We start from the raw sequence: 15,575 nt of genomic DNA on the forward strand, positions 1-15,575 counted from the left end.
TGTGTACAAGCTCAGCTTCTTTGTGCCTGACAGCCATGTGGAGACGGTGAAAAGCGCCGTCTTCGCGGCCGGCGGCGGGCGCATCGGCAACTACGACAGCTGCGCCTGGCAAGTGCCGGGCCGTGGCCAGTTTCGCCCGATGGACGGCAGCCAGCCGTTTCTCGGGCGGGTGGGCCAGGTCGAAGTGGTTGATGAATGGAAGGTCGAGCTGGTGGTGGCGGATGAGTTGATCGTCGCAGTGGTTGCTGCGTTGAAGCTTAGTCACCCTTATGAGACGCCGGCTTATGAAGTGTGGCCGTTGGCGGACTTCTGATTGACCGGTTGGCAAATCTGCCAACGCTTGGTCAGGAACAAGCACTCGCTACAGCTCATTGGCTGGCGCAAAGCAGAAAACCCGCTGGGCCAGGTTGGCCAGCGGGTTTTTTTGCGCTCATGAAACCGGGGTCAAAGCTTTGATGGCTTAGGGGGCGGGGACCAACCCCACCTCAGCCTTCAACGCTTCGATCAATATGTTTTCGTAGGTGAAACGCTTGCCCTGCATCTGTTCCCAGCGGTCGACATAAAACAGGCCATTGTGGTCGACCCTGATCGGTGTCGACACGATTTCCCCGCTGCGGGAGCGATGCAGCAGGTTGTTTTGCGAGGGCGACGGGCGTTCGATCAGGAACAGGCCGGGCCGATTCAAGCGTGCCCGGTCCAGCGGCACAAAGGGTGCGGGTGGGCGGGTACCGGCAACGCCGGCGTCCAGCACGAAGTCACTGCGTAATGCACTCCTGTAAGGGCCCAGCCCGTCGCCAGCGGTCTCCCAACTGCCGGGGCGAATGTTCTGCGCCAGGGCCGGCGCCGTGTCCCTGACCTGCAGGCTGACCGCACCTTGCAGTTCTGCCAGGCCCGGTACCGCCAGGTGGGTATTGGTATGGGCGCTGCCGATGAAGGCCACCCACTTGTGCGGCCCGAATGCCGCCTGGTCGGCCTTGATCACCTGTGAGGCGAAGTAGCTGAACAGTTGGTTGCGCGACGTCTTCACATCCCCCAGCCCTTTGACGTTGTAGCTGGCGGCGCAGTCCAGTGCCCGTACGCGCATGCCATGCCGGACCGCGACCTGGATGACTTCGGTGTAGTTATCCTGGCCTGTGTATCCTGGCATCTGGCCGTGATCCAGCTGTTTGAGGTAGTGCTTGAGAGTGTCTGGCATCCGCTGCGTACTCACGAACACATCCAGTTGCGCCTGATGTATATCGGTCAGCAGGTGTTCCATATAGAGGGTCTTGAACTCAAGCGCCTTGAGTTTCCCCATGTAGTCGCGCAACCACCGTTTGCTGGATTGGGCCTGGTGCCCCTCGCCGATGATCAGCCCCGAAAACTCGCTGTGACGCACGCTTTCCAGCAACGTCTCCGGGGATCTTGGCAAGCCCAGGGTGGACAGCGCGGGCCTGGGGGGCGGCTGATGGCTGGCCAGGTAAGTTTGTGCATCTTTATTCAGGCGGGTCCTGGCGTCCTGGAACGCCAGGAATGCGTCACGATGATCCGGGTTCTGCGGGAAATAGCGAGTGTCCAGCCCATGGGGTGATGTGCTCTGTCGAGTGATGCTGTCCCTGAGGGAGGGGGCAATATCGTAATCGCTGTAATGTGCCACGCCGGTGTCAGCGGCCGCGCCAGAGGAACCTGTCGGTCCAGGCGCTTTGTACGCGGTATGCAGGGTCAGTCGGTAATCGCCCTTGGCCAATGCATCGCCTGCAATGGCACCGGGTTCGTCGGTCCAGATACCTACCGGCTGGCCTGGGCCAATGTCCTCCACCCGCAGGGCAACGGCGTCTTGCAGGTCTGCCAGCCCGGGCGTGTTGTTGTAGGTGCGCAAGCGCGAGGAGTCCACCAGCGCAATCCAGCGCTCATCCGCTTCGTCGGCGGCGTCCAACTCGATGGTTTTGCTGGAGTAGAAGTTCCTCGTGGCGTGATCCCGCGGCGTCGTCATCGGGGTATCGCCCATTTGCAGGGCGTCTTCCAGCAGGTAGGAGGTGGATGTGTCCAGTGCCTTGACCTTCAAGCCCTTTTCCTGGGCTTTACGTACCAGAGCGACGTAGGAGTATTCGGCGTCGTCGGCGAAGCCAAAGGTCCGGTCGACGACTTTCAGATGCCGTTCGATATGCTGCCAGGACTTGCCGCTATTGAGTTTTACCAACTTCAGGCGGAATAGATCGGCGGGCAGGTACTCGATGTACAGGCGCTTGAACCCTTGCTTGAGCAAGGTATCCATCTGGGTGATCAACAGCTGCTTGCCGGCAATGGAACCCGGTATGGCACCGATGACCAGGGACTTGTTTCCGGCAAAGGTGTCGCTGGCGATCAGTTGCGCAAATGACGTATCGGCATCAATCGCCAAGGGGGAGGTACGGGCTGGCAAAGGGGGGCGATTGGTGAAGTAACTCTGGGCGTCTGTTTTCAGGCGTTCGGCGTGTTGCAGGTAAGCCTTGCGCACGGGCGCCAGGTCTCTGATGACGTTGCCCTGCGCGCCCTCCGGCGAGCCGAACTCCCACTCGGCGCGCAGAGCTATCCCCTCCCGTATGTCGGGATTGATGGCCAGTTCCAGTTTGCTGGCGTACTTCCCCGGTATTTCATAAGGCTTGAGTGGCTCCGGCGTGTCGGGCAGCTTTTCATACTTGGGCGCCCCCCCAGTCACGCCGGTACGGTGCCAGAGCCCTTCGGTATCGGGCGCGGCCACGCGGGTGGTGGAGACCAGTTTGCCGGTGAGTGGATCCTGGCGGTACAACAAATAGCGGCCGATGGGGTCCGGGGTCTTTTTCGCCCAAAGCGCCTCGCCTTCGAACAACATCGCTTGCATGTCGGCCAGCGTCAGTGCCTTCGATTGCAAGGGCTGGACCAGTTTCAAGGCGTCGCTCGCAACGACGGGGCTCTTGGCGAACTGGCGTGCGGCCGGCCGGGCCAGCTGTTTGAGCGAGGCCAATGCCGGGCGCAGATCGGTAAAGGCCGCGCCGGCGCTATTGAGCACGTAACCGATCAGGTGTTCCACGGCCGCGCCGGTATCTCCCTGCTGATAAGCGTGCAGGGCGAGCATGCCATCCTTGAAGGCCAGCAACATGCCCAGGCTCAGGCTGAGGGTGGGGAACGGCGCGGTGGCAATGGCGGTAACCCACTCCACGCAGGTCCACAAGAGGCCACTGATCATCTGGTTGCGATTGATGGTGGTGCCTTGTACGTCGTCGATCTTGCGTTGCATCTGCATGTTGTACAGGGCCTGGCGCAGATCCAGCAGCGGGCTTAGCCCATGAGTGGAATCATAGCGTGCCGGGCTGGCGTCGGTTTTGGTCAGGTCGTGGGGCAATTGTGCCTTGGCGCCTTCGAGGAAGGTGCGCACTCTGGTCTGGGATTGGGCGCCGACCCGCAGGGTGAAATAGCCAACCATTCCGGGGATTTTTTTCAGCAGGTAATTGAACTGCCTGGCCTCGCGAAATCGGATGCCATCCGGTGCGTTGGGGGTGTAGAGCAGCGTCGGAAAACCGCTGTGGCTGAAGAGGAAGTTGCCCATCACCCACTCGCCATCCACCAGCAGGCGATGGATAGCGTAGGTGCCGCGTGTTTCGACGGCAGTACTGCCCATGCTGGCGATACTGCGCTGCAGCCACTCCCAGTCGGCCCCGGCGATGTACCCTTCCAGCCGGCACTCCAGGGCGGCGTTTTGCATTTGGCGCTGGGTGATGCTCAAGGTCGCATCGCGCCGCAGGTTGTAGTCCGCACTGCCGGTATTGAGCAACTGCGTCTTGACCCGGTCGATGTAGCGCTGGCCGATCCAGATCCCGGTAACCGAGCGGGCGACGTTTTCTGCCGTCAGCGCACTCAGGTCCACGCCTTTCGAGCCTTTGAACTGGGCCGAGCGAGAAAACTTCTCGTCGAGGAACCCCACGCCGTCCGCGTAGCCGTCACGGTACAACTGGGTGTAGGTCAGGGGAGGTGGGGTCTGCGAACCGAGCAGTGCGGGAGGGGAGAAGGCCCACACGGTGTCAGGGTCGATATCGTTCTGCTGGCGTCCCAGCAGTTGGTTCAGGCTTTTCTTCGCCTGTTCATGCAGGTAGTCGGTGAAGCGGGGGAACTGCGCGTCAGACAACGGAAATTCATTGTAGGTAAACAGCGCACCCTCGCTGTCTTCGGCCAGCTTCAGCAGGGTCTGGCGGTTATCGGTGCTGGTGGAGCGATACCAGCTCGGGGTGCTGAACTCGTAGTCATCGAGACGGGTCGCCAGCACATGGGCCGACATGGCCTGGAGGCATTGGGCATGACTGCCGATATTGCCAAAGCTGATCTCTTTGTATTCCTGGTCGTGAAACTTGAAGCTCAGGCCGGTCAGGACCCGCTTCATTGCCCCACGAAAACGCAGGGCGACGCGCTTGATCAGGTAGTCGGTGAGGGTGCCCGGCGGCTGTTTCGTACCGTTGTCCAGGCTCCAGCCGAGGATGTGGTTCTGGCAGGCGAGCTCACTGTCAAAGACCTGGAACTGCTGCTCGCGGGGTGCCTCGGGTGTGCACAGGAGCAAGCGGGTGACCGCGCCGCTGGCGTCGCTTTGGCGCAGCACCCACATGTCTTGCAACTGGGCCTCATGCAGTGACAGGGTGGCTGCGCTCAGGCGGGGGTTGGTGCCTTCGCGCAAGTCCTGCACTGATTGAAAGTCGTTTTCGCTGAGGTGCCCTTGCAGCATGGCGGTGTAAGCCAGTGCGTTGATCCGTTGATCAAGCATCTTTTCGATTGCGCGGCTGACGACGGGCTTGGCGTGCATCTGCTGCTGCGCATCGGCAAAGTCGAGACGCGGCTGCAGAGTGGCCAGCATCTGCACGAGCCAGGCGGGTGTCAGGTCCTGATAGGCCTTGGGCAGCGGTGCATCGCGATAGGTGAGCGTGGTTTTGCTCAGGAAATCCGAGCCCGCCAGTGCATCACCGGCATGCAAGCCACGCAAGGCCAGGTCGATCAGGTTGCGCTCCTGTTCGTATTCGCCGATGGGCTCTACATAGCGCCGTGTGCTGATCCACAGGTGTTCCGGTGCCAGGTCGTGGATATCCAACTCGTCGCTCAAGTGTTCGAGCAGTTGATAGCGGGCCAGGGCTTGTGGGGTAGTGACCGGGCCCAGCAGGTCGAGCAGGTCCTGGCGGGCCAGGTTGTAGTTCGCCAGATGACTGGCAAGGGTGGTGCGACGAGATTCGCTGGCGCTGCGATACCAGTCCGGCGCGCCAAGGCGCAGGTAGCGTTCGAGCAAGTATCGGGCGCGCCATTGCAGGCGCGCACTGATGTCCGGCAACGCGGCGGCGATGGCACGGTCCAGGGCGTCGATCAGTTGAGCGGCGTCCTGCCCGGGGTTGTCTACCAGGCTCAGGGCGCGCTCGATGTCCTGGGTACGTTTGTCGATCAGGGCGTTGTAGGTGTGCTCAAACAGTGGCTTTTCGCTGATCGGTGTCAGCTCCAGCGGCCAGATCGCCCCTGGTGTGACATCGCGATAACGCACCGGCAGCAGGTGCATGAAGGCCTGCCGTTGTTCGGTATCGTCCATTCCTTGGAGCAGACGTGTGTTGACGTGCGCCAGGGAACTGAAGCACTCGATCCCCTGGGACGGGGTAAACAGCATCACCTCGCCCAGTGGCAGCGCAGAGGTCAGGTCGGTGGCTATGGGGCTGGATTTTTCGGTCAGCACAAAGGCGCCCGCCAGCTCGACGGTCTGCTCTTGATAGCGCAAGTTCAGTGCGTACAGCCCCGGGCGCAACGTGCTGCCCAGCGGTATGCGCTCAAGCAGGGCCTGCTGTTGCGGGTGCAACAGGCGGTCCTCGGCGCCGAGGGTTGTTTCATGGGCCAGGGCGGTGTACCCGGCTTCAAAGGTCATGAAGGATTTGCGTGGCTTGCCGTCGATCTGCAGGTGGCGATCGAGCTGTTGCAGATGGGCGTTCAACGTGGTCTTGAGTGTGGCCACGCGGGTGGTCAGGTCAGCCTGGGTTATCCCTTGGTAAAGGGGGCGGCTCTGGTTCAGATACAACTGCCGGTAGGACGTCAGCAGGACGTTGAGCTTCTCCAGGTACGCCAGTGCGGCCGAGGGTGTGTGTTCGGGTAGTAGCGGTGCTTCAACCTGGAGCAGGTGATGCCCGATTTGATTGAGGTGACCTTTGATGCCCTCAAAGGTCTGGGATGTTGTGCTCACAGGCACGTTCTCCATGCTGGGGGGTTAGAGCCCTCAGCATGGGGAGCGATGCGCATGGCTGTGCGGTAGATACGTAGGCGGGCTGTGCTGGCCGCTGCCGCGCAGAGCCTGGGAGCGTTTCAGGCATCGGCCGGACGGCTGACCAGGCGCTCCAGCGCCTCACCCAGCCCCGAGGAGTTGTCGCCCACCAACAGGTGCCAAACACCGCTTTCGAGTTGGCGTATACCCTGGCAACCGAGCGCGACAAGCTGGGTTTCAGACAGCGCCGAATCATCCCCCAGTTCCACCCGCAAGCGGGTCATGGCCACGGCTTCCAGTTGACGCACATTCGTCCGCCCACCCAGGGCGTTCAGCCATTGTTCGGCTTCCAGCGCATTCACCGTAACGGGCTTGGCCACCGGTGCAATTGCCGCAGGTGCGGTGTCAACAAACGACGACATGGCCAGGCGAATCTCATCGGCAATGCTGTCGGCCATCGGCCCCACCACCACCTGCAGGCTGCCGCCATTGCCGGGGCGCACCACGGCCATTGCCCCCAGGGCCTTGAGCCCGGCGTCCAGCGCCTTGTTACGGTCGACCATGTCCAGGCGCAGGCGGGTGGTGCAGGCACCGACGCTGAGCAGGTTGGCGGCACCACCCAAGGCGCGGATGTACGCATGGGCGCGCTGGTTATCTGTCATGACTTCGGCCTGGGCAACCTGGATGTCTTCACGCCCTGGGGTTTTCAGGTTGAAGCGGCGGATGCAGTAGTTGAACACGCTGTAGTAGATCACTGCATATGCCAGGCCCACCGGTATCACCAGCCAGCCATTGGTGGATTTGCCCCAGCCGAGAACCATGTCGATGAAGCCGCCGGAAAAGGTAAAGCCCAGGTGAATGTCCAGCAAGTTGGTGACGGCCATCGACAGGCCGGTCAGCAGTGCATGCAGCAGATACAGGAACGGCGCGAGGAACATGAAGGCAAACTCGATGGGCTCGGTCACCCCCGTGAGGAACGAGGTCAGGGCCATCGACAGGAAAATCCCGCCCATGATCTTGCGCCGCTCCGGCAAGGCGTTGCGATACATCGCCAGGCACGCCGCCGGCAGGCCGAACAGCATCACCGGGAACATGCCGGTCATGAACTGGCCACCCTTGGGGTCGCCGGCAAAATAGCGGGTCAGGTCGCCCGTCACGACGGCACCTGTGAGCGGGTCGGTGAAGCTGCCGAACACAAACCAGGCCATGTTGTTGAGGATATGGTGCAGGCCCGTGACGATCAGCAAGCGGTTGAACACACCGAACACAAAGGCGCCGAGGCTGCCGCTTTCCATCAGCAGCACGCCGAAGCTATTGATGCCGTGCTGCACCGGCGGCCAGATCAGGCCGAACACCACGCCCAGGCCCACCGCGGAGAACCCGGTGACAATCGGCACGAACCGTCGCCCGCCAAAAAACGCCAGGTATTCCGGCAGCTTGATGTCCTTGAAGCGGTTGTACAGCGCGCCGGCCATCAGGCCGCTGACGATCCCGGCGAGCATGCCCATGTTGATGGTGCTGTCCATCACCTTGAGGGTGGAGACCATGACCAGGTAGCCAATGGCCCCGGCCAGCCCCGCCGTACCGTTGTTGTCCCTGGCAAAGCCCACGGCGATGCCAATGGCGAAGATCAGCGCCAGGTTGGCGAAGATCGCCTGCCCGGCATCGTGCATGACGGCGATGTTCAGCAGGTCGGTGTCACCCAGGCGCAGCAACAGGCCGGCAATCGGCAGGATCGCGATAGGTAGCATCAGCGCACGACCCAGGCGTTGCAGGCCTTCGATAAAGTGTTGGTACATGGCGAGTCTCCTTTGTTCTTGTTGTTTTCAGCTCAACGGCCAATGGTGTTGACAGGCTTGGCGCACGGCCCCGGCACTGCCCAGGTTGAGCAGGCCCTGGCTCAGTTGCCGGCATTGCGTGGCGTCCAGGTGGCGTATGCGGTCTTTGATTTCGGCAATTTGCGGCGGGCTCACGGACAGCTCGCGCACGCCCAGTCCGACCAGCACAGGAGTGGCCAGTGGGTCCGAGGCCAGGGCGCCACAGACGCCGACCCAGCGGCCATGTTTCGCCGCACCCGCGCAGGTCTGGGCGATCAGGCGCAGCAACGCCGGGTGCAGGGCGTCAACCCGCGCGGCCAGGCCAGCATGGTCGCGGTCCATGGCCAGGGTGTACTGGGACAGGTCGTTGGTGCCGATGGACAGGAAGTCGGCATGTTCGGCCAGGAGCTCGGCCATCAGTGCGGCGGCCGGCACTTCGATCATCACCCCCAGCTCCGGGCGCTGGGTCAGTTCCAGTTCGGCGCACAGTTCATCGAGGCGCCGGCGGATGTGCAGCAATTCATCGACCTCGCTGACCATCGGCAGGAGGATCCGGCAGCGTTGCAGCGGGCTGACCTGGAGCAGGGCGCGCAGTTGCTGGTCGAGCAGTTCCGGGCGCACCTGGGCCATGCGAATGCCGCGCAGGCCCAGCACCGGATTGGCCTCGACCGGCAGCGGCAGGTAGTCGAGTTGTTTGTCGCCGCCCACATCGATGGTGCGGATGATCACGGATTTGTCGCCCATGGCATCCAGTACCGCTTGATAGGCCTGGCGTTGCTCCTGCTCATCGGGAGCGGTGCGCCGGTCCACGAACAGGAACTCGGTGCGCAGCAGGCCCACGCCATCGGCGCCGTTTTCAAAGGCAATCTGTGCCTCGCTGCTGGAGGCGACATTGGCTGCCACTTCAATGCCTACACCATCGCGGGTGCTGGCCGCCGCCTGGGCCTGAGCCTGTTGCTGCTGGCGCCGCTGTTTCTGCGCATCGCGGATCTGGTGGACCTGGGCGTGACGGGCATCGTCCGGGGTGAGTTCCAGGCGCCCGTTGGCGGCATCCAGCACCACCCGCTGGCCTTGCGGCACCTCCAACACTTCACCGCCCAGGGCGACCACGCAAGGCAAGCCTTTGCCCCGGGCCAGGATCGCCACATGGGAGGTTGCGCCACCTTCGGCCATGCACAGGCCTGCGACGTTTTGCGCGCTCAACTGCAACAGGTCCGAGGGGGTCAGTTCATGGGCGGCAACAATGGCGCCGGCCGGCAGTTCGAACTGCCAGGTTTCGCCCAGCAGCACGCGCAGCACCCGTTGCTGCAAGTCCCGCAGGTCGTTGGCGCGCTCGGCGAACAACGGCTTGCCCAAGCCCAGCAACACCGCGCATTGGGCCTGGATCGCATCGCGCCAGGCATGGGTGGCGGCGCTGCCTTGCTCGATAGCGGCGGTGGCGGCTTCCAGCAGGGTGGGATCCTCCAGCAGCACCAGGTGGGCGGCGAAGATGTCTTCTTCCTCGGCGGCCCTGCGCTGACGGGCGTGCTCCAGGGTGTTGCGGATTTCGCTGCGTACCTGTTCCAGGGCGCTGTCCAGTTGCTGCAATTGCTCATCGCGCACATGGTTGCCCGGGTCTTGTGGCAATTGGAGGGTGTTGAGGCGCAACAGCGGCCCGCAGACCAGGCCCGGCGCGGCGCAGACCCCCTGCAATACGCCCGCCTCGCTGTTGACCGGGCGCGCTGCGACGGTCACCGGGGTGTGTGCTTCTTCGCCGGTGCTGATCGAGAGTGCCGCAATCAGTGCCTGTAACGCCGCATCGCAATCCTTGCCGCGGCAAGTGACTTGCACCTCATCCTGCTCACCAATGCCCAGCCCCATCAGGCCGACCAGGCTGTCGCACGACGCCGATTTGCCGGCGAAATGCAGCTGCGACTGGCTGCTGAAACCCTGGGCGGTCTTGCGGATCAGCGCTGCAGGCCGGGCATGCAGGCCGCCCCGGTGGGCGATACGAATACGTGCGCTGGCATGCGCCTGGGAGCTGTCGTTCACCGAGGGCTGTTGGGCGTGCGGTTGACGCGCCACGATGCGCAGCAATGCCTCGCCGACCTTCACCGTATTCAAGGCCACCGGGCGCAGCTCGAACTGTTCGCCATTGGTGAGGATGATCACGCTGACCAGGCTTTTGCACTGGCGGGCAATACGGTCCAGGTCAAAGCGCACCAAGGCTTGCCCGTTACTGACCCGCGAACCTTCCTTGACCAGCAAGGCAAAGCCTTCGCCTTGCAGTGCGACGGTGTCGATGCCCACGTGCAGCAGCACCTCGGCACCATTGTCGGCGCGCAGGGTCAAGGCATGGCCAGTACGGGCGACGTGGATCACCACGCCAGCGCACGGTGCATGCAGGCAGTCGTTGAGGGGATCGATGGCAATCCCGTCGCCCATGGCGCCACTGGCGAACACGTCGTCAGGCACGTTGCCCAGGGTCAGCACCGGCCCGCTGAGGGGGGCGCTGAGGGTGAGGTCATTATTATTGTCGGGCATGGGCACGGTACTCATCAGGAAACGACGGAAATCAACTCAGTGGGTGCGAGTGACTTTGCTCAGGTGGCGGGGCTGGTCCGGGTCCATGCCGCGGGCCTGGGCTAAACCTGCAGCCATCACGTAGAAGCTCTGGATCGCCAGGATCGGGTCCAGGGCCGAGTGTTCGGCGCGGCTCAAGGTCAGGTCGCGTTCGGCAATATCGTCGGGAGCGGCCAGCAGCACCCGTGCGCCGCGCTGGCGCATTTCTGCGGCCAGGGTCAGCAGGCCGGGCTGTTCGGCGCCGCGTGGGGCGAACACCAGCAACGGGTAGTTGTCATCGATCAAGGCCATCGGCCCGTGGCGCACTTCGGCGCTGCTGAAGGCTTCGGCCTGGATCGCCGAGGTTTCCTTGAGCTTGAGTGCCGCTTCCTGGGCGATGGCAAACCCGGCACCACGGCCGATGACCATCAGGCGCTGGCAATCGCGCAGGGCGTCGACGGCCAGGCTCCAGTCCTGGGTCGCCGCTTCGCGCAGGCCGGCCGGCAAGGCATGGCAGGCTTCGAGCAGGCCGTCTTCCTGGTTCCAGTGGCCGATCAACTGGGCGCTGGCGGTCAGGGTCGCGATAAAGCTCTTGGTCGCGGCCACGCTGCGCTCAGGGCCGGCGCACAGCGGCACATGGAATTCGCAGGCGGCCTCCAGGGGCGAGTCTTCGGCATTGACCATCGACACGCTCAATGCGCCACGCTTGCGTAGCACGCGCAGGCTATTGACCAGGTCCGGGCTCTGCCCCGACTGGGAAAAGCCAAACGCCGCCTGGCCGCTGACTTTCAGCGGCGCTTGCGCCAGGGTCACCACCGACATCGGCAACGATGCCACCGGGATGCCCACATGCTGCATGGCCAGGTAGGCGAAGTAACTGGCGGCGTGGTCCGAACTGCCACGGGCGACGGTCATCGCCACTTGCGGCGGTTGGCGGCGCAGGCGCCCGGCGACCTCGGCCAGCACTGGGTCCAGGCATTGCAATTGGGCCGCGACGGCCTCACAGGAGGACAGGGCCTCTTCAAGCATTTTTGAAGTCAATGGTTTCTCCTTCGACCATTACGTCGGTGAGGTGCAGGGAGCGGTCCAGGCGCACACAGTCGGCAAAACTGCCGGGTTGCAGGCGGCCGCGTTGTTCCAGGCCCAGATAATCCGCAGGAAATTGCGACAGGCGCTGTGAGGCTTCGCTGATGGGCAGGCCGATCTTCACCAGATTGCGCAACGCCTGATCCATGGTCAGGGTGCTGCCGGCCAGGGTGCCGTCGGCCAGGCGAACGCCGCCCAGGCATTTGGTCACGGTGTGGCTGCCCAGCTTGTATTCGCCATCGGGCATGCCGGCGGCGGCGGTGGAGTCGGTGACGCAGTACAGGCAGGGAATCGAACGCAGGGCCACGCGCATGGCTCCGGGGTGTACATGCAGCAAGTCCGGGATTAACTCGGCGTATTGGGCATGGGCCAGTGCGGCGCCGACGATGCCGGGCTCGCGGTGATGCAACGGGCTCATGGCGTTGTACAAATGGGTAAAACTGGTGGCCCCGGCGGCCAGCGCCGCGACACCTTCTTCATAGCTGCCCAGAGTGTGGCCGATCTGCATGCGCACGCCGCGCTGGCTGAGGACGCGGATCAAGCCATCGTGGCCGGCGATTTCCGGGGCAATGGTGATCACCCGGATCGGCGCCAGGCGCAGGTAGTGCTCGACCTCGGCCATCAATGCGGTGTGGGCGAAGTTGGGCTGTGCGCCGAGTTTGCCTGGGTTGATGTAGGGGCCTTCCAGGTGCACCCCCAACACGCGGGCGCTGCCTGCCGGGCGTTTCTCGCAGAACTGGCCGAGTTCGCCGAGCACCCGGGAGATCTCCTCGACCGGCGCAGTCATGGTGGTGGCCAGCAGCGAAGTGGTGCCAAAGCGCACATGGGTGCGGGTGATGGTTTCGAAGGCGCTATGACCTTCCATGATGTCCTTGCCGCCGCCGCCGTGCACATGCAGGTCGATAAACCCCGGCAGCAGGTAGGGCAGGTCGTTGTCGACCGGGTCGCAAGGCACGCCTTCGACGGCGCTGACCCGGCCTTCGTGGTGCACCAGGCGGCCGCGAATCCAGCCGTGGGGCGTGAGGATATTGTCTTCGGACATGGCAGTTCTCTAAGGCCGCAGCTCGGCGGCAAAGTCGTATCGACGCAGCTCTGCGACAAAGTCGTAGTAGTCGTTGCGGCAGTAGGTGTCGGTGATTTCGATCGGCGTGTTGTCGGCGGTGTAGCCGACCCGGGTCATCAGCAGCATGGCGGTGCCGGGAGCGATGCCCACCAGGGCCGCGAACTCATCCGAGGCGTTGATGGCCTGGATATGTTGCAGGGCTCGCACCACCGGTTTACCGATGGCTTCCAGGTGTTCATAGAGCGAGCAACCGATGGCCTGGGGCTTGGGAATGATCGAGGCGGGCAGGGCGCTCATCTCGATGGCCATGACAGTGTCATCGGCTTTGCGCAGGCGCTTGAGGCGCGCCACTTTGTCGGTGGGCGACAGGCACAGGCGGATCAGTTCTTCATGGGTCGGAGGGGTGATTTCCCGCTCCAGCCACTGGGAACCGGGGACAAAGCCCTTGAGCCGCAGCATCTCGCTGAACCCCGAAAGGCGCGACAACGGCTGTTCCAGGCGCGGTGTGATAAAGGTCCCCGAGCCTTGGTTGCGGCGGATCAGGCCTTGGGCGAACAACACCTCCAGGGCTTTGCGGGCGGTCACCCGGGAAATGCTCAACTGCTCGCTGAGCACGCGCTCGGAGGGCAAGGCCTGCTCGGATTTCCATTGCCCGGCATGGATCGCTGCTTCCAGGCTGCGGGCCAGTTGCAGGTACAGCGGGGTGGACTGTTTGTCGTCGGGGCGCAGGGCCTGGATAGGATTCATCTGTAGGTTTCCGATGCGGTTATTGGAGTGTTGTCGCCCGGTATTGGCCGGAAATTAATACCACTTAAATACCATGTCAATGCTGGTAAAAGCGCGTGGATGCCTGTTTTCAGGCGCCTTTTAAGGGGTTGGACTCAAGTGGTATTAGAGAGGTCTTTGTCGTGCGCAGAAAGACGCAGCCCCTGCCAGTGAAATGGTATTCACCGGCAGGGGCTGTGGGGCAGGCAGGTTTTTTTTGAATTATTTTACGAACGGTCGCAGCTTACGGACGGATCTCGATCATCGTGCCGTCCTTGACCAGGTTCCACACTTCGCGCATGTCGACATTGCGCATGCCGATGCAGCCGTCGGTCCAGTCCAGGGTGTGGAGCCACTGTTCGGGGTATTCCTCACTGTCTGGCGTGCCGTGGATCATGATCATGCTGCCGGGGCTGACCCCGTCGCGACGGGCGCGGGCGGCATCGCTGATATTGGGGTAGGAGATATGCATGGACAGGTTGAAGCGGTCGCTGGTCTTGCGCCAGTCGATCCAGTAGAAACCTTCCGGGGTGCGGCGGTCGCCTTCGATCAGCTTGTGGCCCTTGGGGTTCTTGCCCAGGGAAATGCGGTAGGTTTTCAGCGGCTTGCCGTCGTTGATCAGTTGCAACTGGTGCGCGGACTTGAGCACCAGGACTTTCTCGACGGTTTTACCACCCAGGGTTTGCAGGGTGGTGGCTGACGACAGCGCGGCGAACGACAGGCAGAGCAGAGCAAGCAACCAACGCATTGAAGCCATATCCCTTTGAAGGTGACCTTCGATTGTTATTGTGCCGGGTGAGTCAACGGTGGCACCGACTCGCTGCGCACGGGAAACACCTGTTGCCGACGGTCGGCGAAAAAGCATTCTAAGGTACGCCTGACCGTGCGAAAAGCCAGCTCGGACCAAGGGATGTCCATTTCATCGAACAGCCTGACTTCCAGGCTCTCGGGGCCGGCGGCAAAGCCCAGGTCAATCAGTTCGGCACGGTAGAAGATATGCACCTGGTTGATGTGCGGCACATCGATCAACGTGTAGATGTTCAGGTTGCGCACCCTGGCGCAGGCTTCCTCAAGGGTTTCGCGCATGGCGCCCTGTTCGACGGTCTCGCCGTTTTCCATAAAGCCTGCGGGCAGGGTCCAGAAGCCCAGGCGTGGCTCGATGGCGCGTCGGCACAGCAGCACCTGGTTGCCCCAGACTGGCAGGGTGCCAGCGACGATATTGGGATTCTGATAGTGAATGGTCTGACAGTGATCACACACATAACGCAGGCGTGCGTCGCCTTCGGGAATGCGTTGGGTGACCGGTTTACCGCACTGGCTGCAGAAGTTCATGCTGGGGTTCCTGGGGACTGCGCCTATCTTGGCGTGCAGGGCAGTGGCCTGCAAGTTGTCGTTTAGCGACACCGCCGGGGTTTTGGGGTTGGGCACCCGTACGCTTTGGTGCATGATGCAAGGTAGCCAACAGATCGAGATGACTCATGCTGGACGAGCTACTTCGCCGGGTAAGCAATCACACGCCACGCACACTGGAAACTGACGGCCGTTTCCCTGAGGCCGCGGTGCTGGTACCGATTACCCGTAGCGACGAACCCGAGCTGATCCTGACCCTGCGTGCCAGCGGTCTGTCGACCCATGGCGGCGAAGTGGCATTCCCGGGTGGACGTCGCGACCCCGAAGACCCCGACCTGGTGTTCACGGCGCTGCGCGAGGCCGAAGAGGAAATCGGCCTGCCACCGGGCCTGGTGGAAGTGATCGGCCCCTTGAGCCCCTTGATCTCCCTGCACGGTATCCGCGTGACCCCCTATGTGGGGGTCATCCCCGGTTACGTCGAGTACCTGGCCAACGATGCCGAGATCGCGGCGGTGTTCAGCGTGCCCCTGGATTTTTTCCGCCAGGACCCGCGCGAGCACACCCATCGCATCGATTACCAGGGGCGTAGTTGGTATGTGCCCAGCTATCGGTTTGGTGAATACAAGATCTGGGGCCTGACGGCGATGATGATCGTCGAGTTGATCAACCTGCTCTATGACGATGTCGACATCTGCCTGAACCATCCGCCACAAAGCTTTATCAATACTTAAGCCATCGTTTGAAT

General features: G+C 62.7%; 10 protein-coding genes. 2 read left to right on the forward strand and 8 right to left on the reverse strand.

Annotated elements, in window-relative coordinates; genetic code table 11:
- Nucleotide 1: 1 nt before the first annotated feature.
- Nucleotides 2-313, forward strand: a complete 312-nt coding sequence (locus HZ99_RS23220) for a YqfO family protein (RefSeq protein WP_038446343.1) — start codon at nucleotides 2-4, stop codon at nucleotides 311-313.
- Between the two features lie 147 nt (nucleotides 314-460).
- Here the strand turns inward: HZ99_RS23220 and HZ99_RS23225 are convergent, their stop codons facing one another.
- The 8 genes from HZ99_RS23225 to HZ99_RS23260 form a co-directional block, all read right to left on the reverse strand.
- Nucleotides 461-6,190: a membrane-targeted effector domain-containing toxin gene (locus tag HZ99_RS23225; RefSeq protein ID WP_038446344.1), complete on the reverse strand. Its 5,730-nt coding sequence runs from the start codon at nucleotides 6,188-6,190 to the stop codon at nucleotides 461-463.
- A gap of 119 nt (nucleotides 6,191-6,309) precedes the next feature.
- Nucleotides 6,310-8,007 carry an N-acetylglucosamine-specific PTS transporter subunit IIBC gene (gene nagE, locus HZ99_RS23230; protein ID WP_038446346.1) on the reverse strand — a complete coding sequence of 566 codons (1,698 nt, stop codon included), beginning with the start codon at nucleotides 8,005-8,007 and terminating at the stop codon, nucleotides 6,310-6,312.
- Nucleotides 8,008-8,034: 27 nt separating this feature from the next.
- Complete coding sequence (gene ptsP, locus HZ99_RS23235; protein WP_038446348.1) at nucleotides 8,035-10,548, reverse strand: phosphoenolpyruvate--protein phosphotransferase; 2,514 nt, start codon at nucleotides 10,546-10,548, stop codon at nucleotides 8,035-8,037.
- 36 nt (nucleotides 10,549-10,584) lie between these two features.
- The gene (locus HZ99_RS23240; protein ID WP_115284108.1) at nucleotides 10,585-11,607 is read right to left on the reverse strand and encodes an SIS domain-containing protein; all 1,023 of its coding nucleotides are present in this window, start codon (nucleotides 11,605-11,607) and stop codon (nucleotides 10,585-10,587) included.
- The gene (gene nagA, locus HZ99_RS23245; RefSeq protein ID WP_038446351.1) at nucleotides 11,588-12,694 is read right to left on the reverse strand and encodes an N-acetylglucosamine-6-phosphate deacetylase; all 1,107 of its coding nucleotides are present in this window, start codon (nucleotides 12,692-12,694) and stop codon (nucleotides 11,588-11,590) included. Before nagA ends, HZ99_RS23240 begins: the two co-directional genes overlap by 20 nt.
- Before the next feature lie 9 nt (nucleotides 12,695-12,703).
- Complete coding sequence (locus tag HZ99_RS23250) at nucleotides 12,704-13,462, reverse strand: GntR family transcriptional regulator (protein ID WP_038446353.1); 759 nt, start codon at nucleotides 13,460-13,462, stop codon at nucleotides 12,704-12,706.
- 262 nt (nucleotides 13,463-13,724) lie between these two features.
- Nucleotides 13,725-14,228 carry a L,D-transpeptidase family protein gene (locus HZ99_RS23255; RefSeq protein WP_038446355.1) on the reverse strand — a complete coding sequence of 168 codons (504 nt, stop codon included), beginning with the start codon at nucleotides 14,226-14,228 and terminating at the stop codon, nucleotides 13,725-13,727.
- A 35-nt stretch (nucleotides 14,229-14,263) separates the two neighbouring features.
- Nucleotides 14,264-14,812, reverse strand: a complete 549-nt coding sequence (locus tag HZ99_RS23260) for an NUDIX hydrolase (protein ID WP_038446356.1) — start codon at nucleotides 14,810-14,812, stop codon at nucleotides 14,264-14,266.
- Nucleotides 14,813-14,958: 146 nt separating this feature from the next.
- On the opposite strand from HZ99_RS23260, the gene HZ99_RS23265 reads away from it, so the two are divergent.
- Nucleotides 14,959-15,561 (forward strand): CoA pyrophosphatase, encoded by a 603-nt coding sequence (locus tag HZ99_RS23265; protein ID WP_038446358.1) that lies wholly within the window; start codon nucleotides 14,959-14,961, stop codon nucleotides 15,559-15,561.
- Nucleotides 15,562-15,575: the final 14 nt, after the last annotated feature.

The organism is Pseudomonas fluorescens (genome assembly GCF_000730425.1).
GTDB classification, from domain to species: Bacteria; Pseudomonadota; Gammaproteobacteria; order Pseudomonadales; family Pseudomonadaceae; genus Aquipseudomonas; species Aquipseudomonas fluorescens_X.